Consider the following 14,846-nt stretch of genomic DNA (forward strand, 5'->3'; position numbering starts at 1 on the left):
ATTCTTCCGACCCCTTACAGCTTCATCAGGCTGGCGTCGTCGACCGAGGCCGAGTGGCGGGTACGGAACAGCGACACGATGATCGCGAGGCCCACCACGACCTCCGCGGCGGCGACGACCATCGTGAAGAAGGCGATGATCTGGCCGTCGAGGTTGCCGTGCATCCGGGAGAAGGTGACGAACGCGAGGTTGCAGGCGTTCAGCATCAGCTCGATGCACATGAAGACCACGATGGCGTTGCGCCGGATCAGGACGCCCGTCGCGCCGATCGTGAACAGCAGGGCGGCGAGGTAGAGGTAGTTGACCGGGTTCACTTCGACGCCTCCTCGGGCCGCTTGAACGTCGCCGGTTCGATGGCCCTGCGCTCCAGGCGTTCCTCCGCGCGCTGCTCCAGCGCCCGCAGGTCGTTGAGCGCCTCCGCCGACACGTCACGGATCTGGCCGCGTTCGCGCAGTGTCTTGCTGACGGTCAGCTCGGACGGGGTGCCGTCTGGGAGCAGACCCGCGATGTCGACCGCGTTGTGCCGGGCGTAGACGCCCGGGGCGGGCAGCGGCGGTACGTACTTGCCGTCCCTCACGCGCTGTTCGGACAGCTCGCGCTGGGTCCTGGCGCGCTCGGTGCGCTCGCGGTGGGTGAGCACCATGGCGCCGACGGCGGCCGTGATGAGCAGGGCGCCGGTGATTTCGAAGGCGAAGACGTACTTGGTGAAGATGAGGGAGGCGAGGCCCTCCACATTGCCGTTGGCGTTCGCCTGGCCGGTGCCGGCGAACTCCTTCAGGGAGGCGTTGCCGATGCCGGCGAACAGCAGGACGCCGAAGCCGATCCCGCACACCAGGGCCAGCCAGCGCTGGCCCTTGATGGTCTCCTTCAGGGAGTCCGCGGCCGTGACGCCGACGAGCATCACCACGAACAGGAACAGCATCATGATCGCGCCGGTGTAGACGACGATCTGCACGATGCCCAGGAAGTAGGCGCCGTTGGCGAGGTAGAACACCGCCAGGACGATCATGGTTCCGGCGAGGCAGAGGGCGCTGTGCACGGCCTTCTTCATGAAGACGGTGCACAGGGCGCCGATCACCGCGACGGTGCCGAGGACCCAGAACTGGAAGGCCTCACCGGTGGAGGTGGTGTAGGCGGCGAGCTGTGCGGTCATCGGCCGATCACCTTCTCCGAGGCCGGCTCGTCCTCGCCGAAGGTGGACGCGGCCTCCTGCGGGACCTCGCCCTTGGACAGGGCGACCTGGCGGACCGTGCCGGGCGCGGCCTGGGTCACCAGGCCCCGGTAGTAGTCCTGCTCGTCCGTCCCGGGGAAGATCGCGTGCGGTGTGTCGACCATGCCCTCTTCGAGGCCGGCGAGCAGCTGCTCCTTGGTGTAGATGAGGTTGGCGCGGCTGGAGTCGGCCAGTTCGAACTCGTTGGTCATCGTCAGCGCGCGCGTGGGGCACGCCTCGATGCACAGGCCGCACAGGATGCAGCGGGCGTAGTTGATCTGGTAGACGCGGCCGTACCGCTCGCCCGGCGAGTAGCGCTCCTCGTCGGTGTTGTCGGCGCCTTCCACGTAGATGGCGTCGGCTGGGCAGGCCCAGGCGCACAGCTCGCAGCCGACGCACTTCTCCAGGCCGTCCGGATGGCGGTTGAGCTGGTGCCGTCCGTGGAACCGCGGAGCCGTGGTCTTCTTCTGCTCCGGGTACTGCTCGGTCAGCCGCTTCTTGAACATGGCCTTGAAGGTCACGCCGAAGCCGGCCACGGGGTTCAGGAAACCGGGCTTGGTCTCCTTGGGCTCCTCAGCCATCGGACGCCTCCTTTCCCTCCGTAGATCCGTCACTAACAGTGTCCGACCCGCCACTGACAATCAGCTCGCGCTCGCGGCGCGGCCGGCGCCTCGGCACCGGCGGCAGCTCCTGTCCGGGCAGCGGAGGCACGGGGAACCCGCCCGCCATCGGGTCGAATCCGGCCGGTTCGGCGGCGGGTTGCCCGGCCGCCTTGGCCTTCTCGCGGAACATGTCGACGAGGTAGGAGATCACCACCAGGGCGAGGACCGCGCCGCCGACGGGCAGGGCGATGTCGGCGAAGTCGTAGTGCTCGTTGCGCAGGGCCCGTACGGTCGCCACCAGCATCAGCCAGGTGACGGAGACCGGGATCAGGACCTTCCAGCCGAGCTTCATCAGCTGGTCGTAGCGCACGCGGGGGAGCGTGCCGCGCAGCCAGATGAAGAAGAACAGCAGCAGCTGGACCTTGATCACGAACCAGAGCAGCGGCCACCAGCCGTGGTTCGCGCCCTCCCAGAAGGTGCTGATCGGCCAGGGTGCGCGCCAGCCGCCGAGGAACAGGGTGGTCGACACGGAGGAGACCGTCACCATGTTCACGTACTCGGCGAGCATGAACATCGCGAACTTGATGGACGAGTACTCGGTGTTGAAGCCGCCGACGAGGTCGCCCTCGGACTCCGGCATGTCGAAGGGGGCGCGGTTGGTCTCGCCGACCATCGTGACGATGTAGAGGATGAACGAGACCGGCAGCAGCAGGATGTACCAGCGGTCGTGCTGCTGCGCCACGATCGTGGAGGTCGACATCGACCCCGAGTACAGGAACACCGAGGCGAACGCGGCGCCCATGGCGATCTCGTAGGAGATCATCTGCGCGCAGGAGCGCAGGCCGCCGAGCAGCGGGTAGGTGGATCCGGAGCTCCAGCCCGCCAGGACGATGCCGTAGATGCCCACGGAGGCGATGGCGAGGATGTAGAGCATCGCGATCGGCAGGTCGGTGAGCTGCATCGCGGTGCGCGTACCGAAGATCGAGATCTCGTTGTCGGCCGGGCCGAAGGGGATCACCGCGATCGCCATGAAGGCCGGGATGGCCGCGACGATCGGCGCAAGGACGTAGACCGCCTTGTCCGCGCGTTTGACGATGATGTCTTCCTTGAGCATCAGCTTCACGCCGTCGGCGAGCGACTGGAGCAGGCCCCAGGGGCCGTGCCGGTTCGGGCCGATGCGCAGCTGCATCCAGGCGACGACCTTGCGTTCCCAGACGATGGAGAACAGCACGGTCACCATCAGGAAGGCGAAGCAGAACACGGCCTTCACGACGACCAGCCACCAGGGGTCGCGGCCGAACATCGAGAGGTCTTCAGCTGCGAGGTACGGGCTCATGCCTCCACCTCCTCGGGGGCCTGTTCGGCGGATGCCGCCGGGCCGATGCGGACGAGTGAGCCGGGTCGTGCCCCGGTGTCGGAGGCGACGCCCGCGCCGGCCGAGTTCAGCGGGAGCCAGACCACCCGGTCGGGCATCTCGGTGATCTGCAGCGGCAGTTCCACGACGCCGGCCGGGCCGGTGACGGCGAGGATCCCGCCGTCCTGGACCCCTGCCTCGGCCGCTGTCGCGGCGGACACGCGCGCGTGCGCGGCGTGCCGGGTGCCGGCGAGCGCCTCGTCGCCCTCCTGGAGGACGCCCTGGTCGAGGAGGAGCCGGTGCCCGGCGAGCACGGCCTCCCCGGCGGCGGGGCGGGGCAGCGTGCCCGCGGTCTCGTGCGGGTCGAGGGCGCGCGGGCCCTCCCAGAGGCCGAGCCGGTCGATCTCCGCCCGCGTGGTGCGCAGATCCGGCAGGCCCAGGTGGACGTCCATGGCGTCGGCGAGCATCTGCAGCACGCGCGCGTCGGTCGGCGCGAGACGGCGGGTCATCTGGTCGGGCTTGAGGGCGGCCTCGAAGAACCGCACCCTGCCCTCCCAGTTGAGGAACGTGCCCGCCTTCTCGGGGGCCGCGGCGACCGGCAGGACGACGTCGGCGTGCTCGGTGACCTCGCTGGGCCGCAGCTCCAGCGACACCAGGAAGCCGACGCTGTCGAGCGCTTCACGCGCGCGTGCCGGGTCGGGCAGGTCGGCGACCTCGACCCCGGCGACCAGGAGGGCCGACAGTTCACCGGTGGCGGCGGCCTCGATGATGTGGTGGGTGTCGCGGCCGTAGCGCACCGGAAGTTCGGCGAGCCCCCAGACTGCGGCGACCTCCTCCCGCGCGCGCGGGTCGGTTGCCGGGCGGCCGCCCGGCAGCAGCGACGGCAGCGCACCGACCTCGATGGCGCCGCGTTCACCTGCCCGGCGCGGGATCCACACCAGCCGGGCGCCGGTGGCGGTGGCGGCGCGTACGGCGGCGGTGAGGCCGCCGGCGACCGCGGCGAGCCGCTCGCCGACGACGATGACCGCGCCCTCGGCGCGCAGCGCCTCCGCGGCCCGCGTGCCGGGCTCCTCCAGGCCGACGCCGCTCGCGAGGGCGTCCAGCCACTCGGTCTCGGTGCCGGGCGCGGCCGGCAGCAGGGTGCCGCCCGCCTTCTCCAGGCCCCGGGTGGCGTGCGTGGCCAGCGCGAACACCTTCTGCTTGCGCTTGCGCCAGGCCTTGCGCAGCCGCAGGAAGACGCCGGGGGCCTCCTCCTCCGACTCGAAGCCGACCAGCAGGACGGCGGGCGCCTTCTCCAGGGAGGTGTAGGTGACGCCCGTGCCGTCGAGGTCGCGGCCGCGGCCGGCCACCCGGGAGGCGAGGAAGTCGGCCTCCTCGCCGCTGTGCACGCGCGCGCGGAAGTCGATGTCGTTGGTGTCGAGCGCCACGCGCGCGAACTTGCTGTAGGCGTAGGCGTCCTCGACGGTCAGCCGGCCGCCGATGAGGACGCCGGCCCGCGAGCGGGCGGCGGCGAGTCCGCGCGCGGCGGCCTCCAGGGCCTCCGGCCAGGAGGCGGGCTCCAGGACGCCGTCGGCGCCCCGGACGAGCGGGGTGTCGAGGCGGTCCTTGAGCTGCGCGTACCGGAACGCGAAGCGTCCCTTGTCGCAGATCCACTCCTCGTTGACCTCGGGGTCGTTCTCGGCGAGGCGCCGCATGACCTTGCCGCGCCGGTGGTCGGTGCGGATGGCGCAGCCGCCGGAGCAGTGCTCGCACACCGACGGCGAGGAGACGAGGTCGAAGGGGCGGGAGCGGAAACGGTAGGCCGCGGAGGTGAGCGCGCCGACGGGGCAGATCTGGATGGTGTTGCCGGAGAAGTACGACTCGAAGGGGTCGCCCTCGCCGGTGCCGACCTGCTGGAGGGCGCCCCGCTCGATCAGCTCGATCATCGGGTCGCCCGCGATCTGGTTGGAGAACCGGGTGCAGCGGGCGCACAGCACGCACCGCTCGCGGTCGAGCAGCACCTGGGTGGAGATCGGCACCGGCTTTTCGTAGGTGCGCTTCTTGCCGTCGAAGCGGGACTCGGCGTTGCCGTGCGACATGGCCTGGTTCTGCAGCGGGCACTCGCCGCCCTTGTCGCAGACCGGGCAGTCCAGCGGGTGGTTGATGAGCAGCAGCTCCATCACACCCTTCTGGGCCTTCTCCGCGACCGGGGAGGTGAGCTGTGTCCTCACCACCATGCCGTCGGTGCAGGTGATGGTGCAGGACGCCATCGGCTTGCGCTGGCCCTCGACCTCGACGATGCACTGGCGGCAGGCGCCGGCGGGGTCGAGCAGGGGGTGGTCGCAGAACCGGGGGACCTCGATGCCGAGTTGTTCGGCGGCGCGGATGACCAGGGTGCCCTTGGGCACGCTGGTCTCGATGCCGTCGATCGTCAGCGTGACGAGGTCCTCCGGCGGGACCGCCGCCTCGCCCCCACCTGTGGGAGCACTGGTGGTCACGGTCATGCGTTCACCTCCGGGCGGTCCGCCCAGGCCGTCGACTTGGCCGGGTCGAAGGGGCAGCCCCGGCCCGTGATGTGCTGCTCGTACTCCTCGCGGAAGTACTTCAGCGAGGAGAAGATCGGGGACGCGGCGCCGTCGCCGAGGGCGCAGAAGGACTTGCCGTTGATGTTGTCGGCGATGTCGGCGAGCTTGTCGAGGTCGGCCATGGTGCCCTTGCCGGCCTCGATGTCCCGCAGCAACTGCACCAGCCAGTACGTCCCTTCGCGGCAGGGCGTGCACTTGCCGCAGGACTCGTGGGCGTAGAACTCGGTCCAGCGGGTCACCGCGCGCACCACGCAGGTCGTCTCGTCGAAGCACTGCAGGGCCTTGGTGCCGAGCATGGAGCCCGCGGCGCCCACTCCTTCGTAGTCGAGGGGGACGTCGAGGTGTTCGTCGGTGAACATCGGCGTCGAGGAGCCGCCCGGCGTCCAGAACTTCAGCCGGTGGCCGGGCCGCATGCCGCCGCTCATGTCGAGCAGCTGGCGCAGCGTGATGCCGAGCGGGGCCTCGTACTGGCCGGGGGCGGCGACGTGGCCGCTGAGCGAGTAGAGCGTGAAGCCCGGGGACTTCTCGCTGCCCATCGACCTGAACCAGTCTTTGCCGTTTTTCAGGATCGCGGGAACCGACGCGATCGACTCGACGTTGTTCACAACAGTCGGACAGGCGTAGAGGCCTTCCACGGCAGGGAAGGGGGGACGCAGCCGCGGTTGACCACGGCGGCCTTCGAGCGAGTCCAGCAGCGCGGTCTCCTCACCGCAGATGTACGCGCCGGCGCCGGCGTGCACGGTGAGGGTCAGGTCGAGTCCGCTGCCCAGGATGTTCTCGCCGAGGTAGCCCGCCGCGTGGGCCTCGCGCACGGCCTCGTGCAACCGCCGCAGAACGGGGACGACTTCACCACGCAGATAGATGAAGGCATGCGACGACCTGATGGCATAGCACGCGATCACAATGCCCTCGATGAGGCTGTGCGGGTTCGCGAAGAGGAGCGGGATGTCCTTGCAGGTTCCGGGCTCCGACTCGTCGGCGTTGACAACTAGATAGTGCGGTTTTCCATCTCCCTGCGGAATGAACTGCCACTTCATTCCGGTCGGGAATCCGGCGCCGCCGCGGCCGCGCAGACCTGAGTCCTTGACGTACGCGATCACGTCGTCCGGTGACATGGCGAGCGCCTTGCGGAGCCCCTCGTACCCCTCGTGCCTCCGGTAGACGTCCAGGGTCCAGGACCGGTCCTCGTCCCAGAAGGCCGACAGCACGGGTGCGAGCAGCTTCTCGGGGCTCGTGTCCTTGACCTCGGGTACCACGGTCATCACTCCCCCTCCTCGGCGGTAGGCCCTGCCGGGTGGGCGGGGTCGGAGGCCGATGTCTCCTGCGGCGCGTCATGGGAGCTGAGGTGCTCGGACGGCGACGGTTCGTGCACCCTGCCCTGCGGCTCCTCATGCGGACCTCCGCGCGGATGGACCACGCGCGCGGGTGCGGCCTCTCCCTTCGCCAGGCGAAGGCCCACCAGCGACGCGGGTCCCGCACTGCCGCCCTCCTCGACGGCCCCGGGCCGCTCGTCGGGGAAGCCGGCCAGGATCCGCGCGGTCTCCTTGAACGTGCACAGCCGCGCCCCGCGCGTGGGCTGTACGGGCCGTCCCGCGCGCAGGTCGTCGACCAGGCGCTTGGCGCCGGCGGGCGTCTGGTTGTCGAAGAACTCCCAGTTGACCATCACGACCGGCGCGTAGTCGCAGGCCGCGTTGCACTCGATGTGCTCCAGGGTGATCTTGCCGTCGTCGGTGGTCTCGCCGTTGCCGACGCCCAGGTGCTCCTGGAGGGTCTCGAAGATCGCGTCTCCGCCCATCACCGCGCACAGCGTGTTGGTGCACACGCCGACCTGGTAGTCGCCGGACGGCTTGCGCCGGTACATGGTGTAGAAGGTGGCGACGGCGGTGACCTCGGCCGTGGTCAGGTTCAGCATGTCCGCGCAGAACTGCATTCCGGTGCGCGTGACATGGCCCTCCTCCGACTGCACGAGGTGGAGCAGCGGAAGCAGGGCGGACCGGGAGTCCGGGTAGCGCGCGATGATCTCGCGCGCGTCCGCCTCCAGCCGGGCCCGGACGTCGTCCGGATACGCGGGTGCGGGCAGTTCGGGCATGCCCAGGCTGACGCCCCGCTCCGAAGAAGAGGTGGTCACCGGTCGACGCCTCCCATCACGGGGTCGATGGACGCGACGGCGACGATGACGTCGGCGACCTGGCCGCCTTCGCACATCGCCGCCATGGCCTGCAGGTTGGTGAAGGACGGGTCGCGGAAGTGGACCCGGTAGGGGCGGGTCCCGCCGTCGGAGACGGCGTGCACGCCGAGCTCGCCCTTGGGGGACTCGACGGCCGCGTACGCCTGTCCCGGCGGGACGCGGAAGCCCTCGGTGACGAGCTTGAAGTGGTGGATCAGGGCCTCCATGGAGGTGCCCATGATCTTCTTGATGTGGTCGAGGGAGTTGCCGAGTCCGTCCGGGCCCAGGGCGAGCTGGGCGGGCCAGGCGATCTTCTTGTCGGCGACCATGACGGGGCCGGGCTGGAGCCGGTCGAGGCACTGCTCGATGATCCTGAGTGACTGGCGCATCTCCTCCAGGCGGACCAGGAAGCGGCCGTAGGCGTCGCAGGTGTCGGCGGTCGGGATCTCGAAGTCGTACGTCTCGTAGTCGCAGTACGGCTGTGCCTTGCGCAGGTCGTGCGGCAGGCCGGTGGAGCGCAGGATCGGGCCGGTGGCGCCGAGGGCCATGCAGCCGGCCAGGTCGAGGTAGCCGATGTCCTGCATGCGGGCCTTGAAGATGGGGTTCCCGGTGGCGAGCTTGTCGTACTCCGGGAGGTTCTTCTTCATCTTCTTCACGAACTCGCGGATCTGGTCCACCGCGCCGGGCGGCAGGTCCTGGGCGAGTCCGCCGGGTCGGATGTACGCGTGGTTCATCCGAAGGCCCGTGATGAGCTCGTAGAGGTCGAGAATCATTTCACGATCACGGAAGCCGTAGATCATGATCGTGGTGGCGCCGAGCTCCATGCCGCCGGTGGCGATGCACACCAGGTGGGAGGACATCCGGTTCAGCTCCATCAGGAGCACTCGGATGATCTTGGCGCGTTCGGTGATGTCGTCCTCGATGCCGAGGAGTTTCTCGACGGCGAGGCAGTAGGCGGTCTCGTTGAAGAAGGACGTCAGGTAGTCCATGCGCGTGACGAAGGTGGTGCCCTGCGTCCACGTGCGGTACTCGAGGTTCTTCTCGATGCCGGTGTGCAGATAGCCGATGCCGCAGCGGGCCTCGGTGACCGTCTCGCCCTCGATCTCGAGGATCAGGCGGAGCACTCCGTGGGTGGAGGGGTGCTGGGGACCCATGTTGACGACGATGCGTTCGTCGTCGGCGCGGGTCGCGGACTGGACGACCTCGTCCCAGTCGCCACCGGTGACCGTGTAGACGGTGCCCTCGGTGGTTTCCCGGGCGGCTGCTGACTGGGTGCTGCTCACGAGTACGACCTCCGCTGGTCCGGAGCCGGGATCTGGGCGCCCTTGTACTCGACGGGGATGCCGCCGAGGGGGTAGTCCTTGCGCTGCGGGTGGCCCTGCCAGTCGTCCGGCATCATGATCCGCGTCAGGGCCGGGTGACCGTCGAAGACGATTCCGAAGAAGTCGTACGTCTCGCGCTCGTGCCAGTCGTTCGTCGGATAGACGGAGACGAGCGACGGGATGTGCGGGTCGCTGTCGGGGGCGCTGACCTCGAGGCGGATCTGCCGGTTGTGGGTGATCGAGCGCAGGTGGTAGACGGCGTGCAGCTCGCGTCCCTTGTCGTGCGGGTAGTGGACGCCGCTGACGCCGGTGCACAGCTCGAACCGCAGGGCCGGGTCGTCGCGCAGCGTGCGGGCGACGCGGACCAGGTGCTCGCGTTCGATGTGGAAGGTGATCTCGCCGCGGTCGACGACCGTCTTCTCGATGGCGTTGCCGGGGAGGAGTCCCTGTTCCTCCAGGGCGCCCTCCAGCTCGTCGGCGACCTCGTCGAACCAGCCGCCGTAGGGGCGGCTCGCCGGTCCCGGGAGTCGGACCGAGCGGACCAGGCCGCCGTAGCCGGAGGTGTCGCCGCCGTTGTTGGCGCCGAACATGCCGCGCTGGACGCGGATCTCCTCGCCGCCCTGACCGCGCTGGCCGGGGAGGTTGGAGGCGGAGAGGTCCTTTTCGGGGTTCACCCCGTTCGCGGACCCGTTCACGCCGTGCGTGCCGTTGCCGTTCGCGTCGCTCACCGCAGCAGCCCCTTCATCTCGATCGTGGGCAGGGCCTTGAGCGCCGCCTCCTCCGCCTCGCGGGCCGCCTCCTCGGCGTTGACGCCGAGCTTGGAGGACTGGATCTTCTGGTGGAGCTTGAGGATGGCGTCCATCAGCATCTCGGGGCGGGGCGGGCAGCCCGGCAGGTAGATGTCGACCGGGACGATGTGGTCGACGCCCTGGACGATCGCGTAGTTGTTGAACATGCCGCCCGAGGAGGCGCAGACGCCCATGGAGATCACCCACTTGGGGTTGGGCATCTGGTCGTAGACCTGCCTGAGCACCGGCGCCATCTTCTGGCTGACCCGGCCGGCGACGATCATCAGGTCGGCCTGGCGCGGTGAGCCGCGGAAGACCTCCATGCCGAAGCGCGCCAGGTCGTAGCGGCCGGCGCCGGTGGTCATCATCTCGATGGCGCAGCAGGCGAGGCCGAAGGTCGCGGGGAAGACGGACGCCTTGCGCACCCAGCCCGCGGCCTGCTCGACGGTGGTCAGCAGGAAGCCGCTCGGCAGCTTTTCTTCGAGTCCCATGTCTAAAGGCCCCTCAGTCCCATTCCAGGCCGCCGCGCCGCCATACGTACGCGTACGCGACGAAGACGGTGAGCACGAAGAGCAGCATCTCCACGAGCCCGAAAATCCCCAGGGCGTCGAAGGTGACGGCCCAGGGGTAGAGGAAGACGATCTCGATGTCGAAGACGATGAAGAGCATCGCCGTCAGGTAGTACTTGATGGGGAAGCGCCCGCCGCCGGCCGGCGTGGGGGTCGGCTCGATACCGCACTCGTAGGCCTCGAGCTTGGCGCGGTTGTACCGCTTCGGACCGATCAGCGTGGCCATGACCACGGAGAAGATCGCAAAGCCTGCCCCGAGGGCTCCCAGTACGAGGATGGGCGCATACGCGTTCACCGCTCCTCGCTCCTCTCAGTCGGCACTGACTGCTGGCGGTTGCACTGGTGCACTGCGCTCACTTCCGCCTCACAAGTCCCTCGGAACCCCGCCGTCCCGGGCGAAGATCGAGAACATGTGAAGCAGGTCACAAGCCCAGTTGCCACGCATCTTATGCCCGTCGCTCTGTGATCTGCGACACGGGGTATTGCACGACCTTTGTGATCTCCACCACCTGACGAAGGATCATGAAGTCGGATGATGAGTGATCTTCATACGCGAAGCGTTCAGTTGATCACCAGAAGTGACATTCTCGCTCGTCGTCGCAGGCAGGAGGGCGCGTCTCCATATCAAGAGTGTTCCGGTGCATGCAAATTGGCGCTGGACACGGACGGCTGATAGAGGGGCGCGTTCACACATCAGAGGGAGGCGCGGGGTGCGATGTGGACGGGGTCCGGACGCGTGCACGCGTTCACGAGCCGTGCGCATACAGGACGCCGCGTTTCAGGTAACCGTTCCGTGACCTCCGCCACATCGATGAGAGACCCCCGAGAACCGGGCTTGGCCAATCACCCCAACCGGTGGTAGGTGGGGAGCAATTCGGACGTAATGATCAAAGACCGTGATCAAGCCCTTGATCACCGGCGTCCGCAATGTCCGTTACGGCGTCAATAAAGAGCGACGCACCCGGGATTCTCGGTCTCGATTGAGCAACTGTGGCGGAGCACACGTTTCTTGAAGATATGAAGGAGCCCCTGGTACCGGTTGTTCCCATGTCCCACACCGCTCACATACGCAGCCACCGGAAGCCCCGCCGCAGCGCGTCGTCCCTCGCGATGCGGGCCGGAGTTGCCGGTGGCGTCCTCAGCACCCTGGCAGTCGCCGGGGCGTCCGGCTCGGCGAACGCGGCCGAGCCGGTGACGCAGACCCTCGAACTGCCCACCCTGACGGCCGACCTGGCCGCTCAGGCCGCCCAGTCCGCGGACGCCACCCAGCAGGCCGCCGCGAACTACCAGCTGCAGGCCGAGCGTGACGCGGCCGCCGCGAAGGCCGCGAAGCAGGCCAAGGCGGACCTCGCCGAGGCGAAGCAGAAGGCCGCCGAGGCGAAGAAGAAGGCCGAGGAGGCCGCCCGCAAGGCCGCCGCCGAGCGCGCCTCCCGCAACGCCGAGCGGACCACGCTCGCCGCCACGACGAGCGCCGGCACCTCCACGAGCGGCTCCACGGCCACCGGTTCGGCCGCCGCCGTCGTCGCCTTCGTCAAGGCGCAGATCGGCAAGGCGTACGTCTCCGGCGCCACCGGCCCGTCGGCGTACGACTGCTCCGGCCTGGTGCAGACCGCCTTCAAGCAGGTGGGCATCAGCCTGCCGCGCGTCTCCCAGGACCAGTCCACGGCCGGCACCCAGGTGTCGCTGAGCAACCTGCAGCCGGGCGACATCCTGTACTGGGGCAGCGCGGGCAGCGCCTACCACGTCGCGGTGTACGTGGGCGACGGCATGTTCGTCGGCGCACAGAACCCCTCCAGCGGCGTCGGGGAGCACCCGCTGTCGTACGACCCGCCGAGCGGCGCCGTGCGGGTGCTCTGAGGGCACCTGGCACCTCTCACGCGCGTAGGGCCGCAGCCGCTCGGGGGCAGCGGCCCTTGCGCCGTTCCCGGCGCGCCCCGGCGGTCTTCCTGGCATGCTCTCGCTCGGGCCGCCGTCCGGCGGTCCTCCACGAGCGAAGGAGACCGTGCGATGCCACGCGTGTTCGTCCAGGGAAGGCCCGCCGCCCACTACCCCCGCCACGCCCCCGAGGCCGGGCGCGGCGCGGTGCGCCGGATCACCGAGGTGGGCGAGGAGGTCCTGCACAAGCCGTGCCGGGACGTCACGGAGTTCGGGCCGGACCTCGCCGCCCTCATCGATGACATGTTCCTGACCCTGTACGTCGCCGAAGGCGCGGGCCTGGCGGCGAATCAGGTCGGGGTTGATCTGCGGCTGTTCGTGTACGACTGCCCCGATGACGATGGAATCCGACATGTCGGACACATCGTCAATCCAGTGCTGGAAACGCCTACGATCGGGCGACGGCTGCTGGACGAGGGCGAGGGCTGCCTGTCGGTGCCGGGCGCGGTGATGGCCGTACCGCGGCCGGACCGGGCCGTCGTGCGCGGGCAGGACAGGGACGGCAACCCGATCGTCGTCGAGGGCACGGGGTACTTCGCGCGCTGCCTCGCCCACGAGACCGACCACACCAACGGCCACCTCTACCTGGACCGGCTCTCCAAGCGGGAGAAGAAGGACGCGCTGCGGCAGATGGCGGCCCGGCGGGACGAGGTGCTCGCCCGGCGGGCCGCCAACGCCGCGGCTCTCGCCTCCTAGGCCCTGTCGTCAAACTCCCTCCCCCAGCCTTCGGCCGGGGGGACCCCCAGCCCCGCGACGCCATGCACGCTCCCCCACTGCCTTAAGGGCGTGGGAGGTGCCCCCACTCGCCGCACCGGGCCCAGGCCCAAGTACGTCCAGTACGAGGGCCAGGGCCCGGCACTCCCCCAACCTTCGGCCGGGGGGACCCCCAGAGCACGCACCTACGGCATGCATCAGCTGCTCCGCAGCGGGCGCGAGGCCCGCCCTCCGGGCGGACGGCGGGAGTTTGACGACAGGACCTAGTGCGGCCGTCGGCTCCTGGTCAGGCCTTCGGGGCCACCTTGCTCAGGCCGTTGATGATGCGGTCCATGGCGTCGCCGCCCGTGGGGTCGGTGAGGTTGGCCAGCAGCTTGAGGGTGAACTTCATCAGCAGCGGGTGCGTCAGGCCGCGCTGGGTGGCGATCTGCATGACCTTCGGGTTGCCGATGAGCTTCACGAAGGCGCGGCCGAGGGTGTAGTAGCCGCCGTAGGTGTCCTTCAGCACGCGCGGGTAGCGCTGCAGCGCGATCTCGCGCTGGGCGGGGGTGGCACGCGCGTGTGCCTGCACGATGACGTCGGCGGCGATCTGGCCGGACTCCATGGCGTAGGCGATGCCCTCGCCGTTGAAGGGGTTCACCAGGCCGCCGGCGTCGCCGACGAGCAGCAGGCCGCGCGTGTAGTGGGGCTGGCGGTTGAAGGCCATGGGGAGGGCGGCGCCGCGGATGGGGCCGGTCATGTTCTCGGGCGTGTAGCCCCAGTCCTCGGGCATGGAGGCGCACCAGGCCTTGAGGATCTCGCGCCAGTCCAGCTCCTTGAAGGCGGCGGAGGTGTTCAGCACGCCGAGGCCCACGTTGGACGTGCCGTCGCCCATGCCGAAGATCCAGCCGTAGCCGGGCAGCAGCCGGTCCTGGGGGCCGCGGCGGTCCCACAGCTCCAGCCAGGACTCCAGGTAGTCGTCGTCGTGGCGGGGCGAGGTGAAGTAGGTGCGCACCGCGACGCCCATCGGGCGGTCCTCGCGGCGGTGCAGGCCCATCGCGAGGGACAGGCGGGTGGAGTTGCCGTCGGCGGCGACGACGAGCGGCGCGTGGAAGGTGACCTCGCGCTTCTCCTCGCCGAGCCTGGCGGTGACGCCGGTGATGCGGCCGGTGCGGTCGTCGACGACCGGGCCGGAGACGTTGCAGCGCTCGAAGAGGCGGGCGCCCGCCTTCTGGGCGTTGCGGGCGAGCTGCTCGTCGAAGTCGTCGCGCTTGCGGACCAGTCCGTAGTTCGGGTAGGCGGCGAGTTCCGGCCAGTCCAGCTGGAGGCGGGAGCCGCCGCCGATGATGCGCAGGCCCTTGTTGCGCAGCCAGCCGGCCTCCTCGGAGATGTCGATGCCCATGGCGACGAGCTGCTTGACCGCGCGCGGGGTGAGGCCGTCGCCGCACACCTTCTCGCGCGGGAACTCGGTCTTCTCCAGCAGCAGGACGTCGAGACCGGCCCTGGCGAGGTGGTACGCGGTCGTGGAGCCGGCCGGCCCCGCGCCGACGACGATGACGTCGGCGGTGTTCTCGGAGAGGGGCTCCTTCACGACGGTCACGGCGGGATCTCCCCAAGTTCGAAATCTGCGTGCCGACCGGCA

At 69.5% G+C, this 14,846-nt stretch carries 14 protein-coding genes; 2 read left to right on the forward strand and 12 right to left on the reverse strand.

Annotation, left to right across the window (positions count from 1 at the left end; translation table 11 throughout):
• Nucleotides 1-14 precede the first annotated feature (14 nt).
• The 11 genes from nuoK to OG956_RS14650 are packed head-to-tail and all read right to left on the reverse strand — an operon-like array spanning nucleotide 15 to nucleotide 10,871.
• Nucleotides 15-314 carry an NADH-quinone oxidoreductase subunit NuoK gene (nuoK, locus tag OG956_RS14600; protein ID WP_023547474.1) on the reverse strand — a complete coding sequence of 100 codons (300 nt, stop codon included), beginning with the start codon at nucleotides 312-314 and terminating at the stop codon, nucleotides 15-17.
• Entirely contained in the window at nucleotides 311-1,153 is an 843-nt protein-coding gene (locus OG956_RS14605) for an NADH-quinone oxidoreductase subunit J (RefSeq protein ID WP_330338403.1), read from the reverse strand. The genes nuoK and OG956_RS14605 overlap by 4 nt, the downstream gene beginning before the upstream one ends.
• Nucleotides 1,150-1,791, reverse strand: a complete 642-nt coding sequence (gene nuoI, locus OG956_RS14610) for an NADH-quinone oxidoreductase subunit NuoI (protein WP_208899384.1) — start codon at nucleotides 1,789-1,791, stop codon at nucleotides 1,150-1,152. The genes OG956_RS14605 and nuoI overlap by 4 nt, the downstream gene beginning before the upstream one ends.
• On the reverse strand, nucleotides 1,784-3,148 hold the full coding sequence (nuoH, locus tag OG956_RS14615) for an NADH-quinone oxidoreductase subunit NuoH (RefSeq protein WP_330338404.1): 1,365 nt from the start codon (nucleotides 3,146-3,148) through the stop codon (nucleotides 1,784-1,786). Before nuoH ends, nuoI begins: the two co-directional genes overlap by 8 nt.
• Nucleotides 3,145-5,649, reverse strand: coding sequence for an NADH-quinone oxidoreductase subunit G (locus OG956_RS14620; protein ID WP_330338405.1), 2,505 nt, complete (start codon nucleotides 5,647-5,649; stop codon nucleotides 3,145-3,147). Before OG956_RS14620 ends, nuoH begins: the two co-directional genes overlap by 4 nt.
• Nucleotides 5,646-6,992 carry an NADH-quinone oxidoreductase subunit NuoF gene (gene nuoF / locus OG956_RS14625; protein WP_443065560.1) on the reverse strand — a complete coding sequence of 449 codons (1,347 nt, stop codon included), beginning with the start codon at nucleotides 6,990-6,992 and terminating at the stop codon, nucleotides 5,646-5,648. Before nuoF ends, OG956_RS14620 begins: the two co-directional genes overlap by 4 nt.
• On the reverse strand, nucleotides 6,992-7,858 hold the full coding sequence (nuoE, locus tag OG956_RS14630) for an NADH-quinone oxidoreductase subunit NuoE (protein ID WP_330338407.1): 867 nt from the start codon (nucleotides 7,856-7,858) through the stop codon (nucleotides 6,992-6,994). Before nuoE ends, nuoF begins: the two co-directional genes overlap by 1 nt.
• Nucleotides 7,855-9,180 carry an NADH-quinone oxidoreductase subunit D gene (locus OG956_RS14635; RefSeq protein WP_330338408.1) on the reverse strand — a complete coding sequence of 442 codons (1,326 nt, stop codon included), beginning with the start codon at nucleotides 9,178-9,180 and terminating at the stop codon, nucleotides 7,855-7,857. Before OG956_RS14635 ends, nuoE begins: the two co-directional genes overlap by 4 nt.
• Complete coding sequence (locus OG956_RS14640) at nucleotides 9,177-9,947, reverse strand: NADH-quinone oxidoreductase subunit C (protein WP_330338409.1); 771 nt, start codon at nucleotides 9,945-9,947, stop codon at nucleotides 9,177-9,179. Before OG956_RS14640 ends, OG956_RS14635 begins: the two co-directional genes overlap by 4 nt.
• On the reverse strand, nucleotides 9,944-10,498 hold the full coding sequence (locus tag OG956_RS14645) for a NuoB/complex I 20 kDa subunit family protein (protein ID WP_007383964.1): 555 nt from the start codon (nucleotides 10,496-10,498) through the stop codon (nucleotides 9,944-9,946). The genes OG956_RS14640 and OG956_RS14645 overlap by 4 nt, the downstream gene beginning before the upstream one ends.
• A 13-nt stretch (nucleotides 10,499-10,511) precedes the next feature.
• A complete protein-coding gene (locus OG956_RS14650) occupies nucleotides 10,512-10,871 on the reverse strand; it encodes an NADH-quinone oxidoreductase subunit A (RefSeq protein ID WP_003992243.1) in 360 nt (119 codons plus the stop codon).
• 752 nt (nucleotides 10,872-11,623) lie between these two features.
• Here OG956_RS14650 and OG956_RS14655 point away from each other — a divergent pair.
• Nucleotides 11,624-12,433 (forward strand): C40 family peptidase, encoded by an 810-nt coding sequence (locus OG956_RS14655; protein WP_330338410.1) that lies wholly within the window; start codon nucleotides 11,624-11,626, stop codon nucleotides 12,431-12,433.
• A gap of 150 nt (nucleotides 12,434-12,583) precedes the next feature.
• A complete protein-coding gene (def, locus tag OG956_RS14660) occupies nucleotides 12,584-13,207 on the forward strand; it encodes a peptide deformylase (RefSeq protein WP_330338411.1) in 624 nt (207 codons plus the stop codon).
• Nucleotides 13,208-13,511: 304 nt separating this feature from the next.
• On the opposite strand, the gene OG956_RS14665 is transcribed toward def, so the two are convergent.
• A complete protein-coding gene (locus OG956_RS14665; RefSeq protein ID WP_330338412.1) occupies nucleotides 13,512-14,804 on the reverse strand; it encodes a geranylgeranyl reductase family protein in 1,293 nt (430 codons plus the stop codon).
• Between the last annotated feature and the right edge of the window lie 42 nt (nucleotides 14,805-14,846).

The sequence above is a fragment of the Streptomyces sp. NBC_00557 genome, assembly GCF_036345995.1.
Taxonomy (GTDB): Bacteria; Actinomycetota; Actinomycetes; order Streptomycetales; family Streptomycetaceae; genus Streptomyces.

Coding starts and splice junctions, on each gene's coding strand:
- OG956_RS14645 (WP_007383964.1), bottom strand. CDS start 10,498: ATGGGACTCGAAGAAAAGCTGCCGAGCGGCTTCCTGCTGACCACCGTC.
- OG956_RS14655 (WP_330338410.1), top strand. CDS start 11,624: ATGTCCCACACCGCTCACATACGCAGCCACCGGAAGCCCCGCCGCAGC.
- def (WP_330338411.1), top strand. CDS start 12,584: ATGCCACGCGTGTTCGTCCAGGGAAGGCCCGCCGCCCACTACCCCCGC.
- nuoF (WP_443065560.1), bottom strand. CDS start 6,992: ATGACCGTGGTACCCGAGGTCAAGGACACGAGCCCCGAGAAGCTGCTC.
- OG956_RS14605 (WP_330338403.1), bottom strand. CDS start 1,153: ATGACCGCACAGCTCGCCGCCTACACCACCTCCACCGGTGAGGCCTTC.
- nuoH (WP_330338404.1), bottom strand. CDS start 3,148: ATGAGCCCGTACCTCGCAGCTGAAGACCTCTCGATGTTCGGCCGCGAC.
- nuoI (WP_208899384.1), bottom strand. CDS start 1,791: ATGGCTGAGGAGCCCAAGGAGACCAAGCCCGGTTTCCTGAACCCCGTG.
- OG956_RS14620 (WP_330338405.1), bottom strand. CDS start 5,649: ATGACCGTGACCACCAGTGCTCCCACAGGTGGGGGCGAGGCGGCGGTC.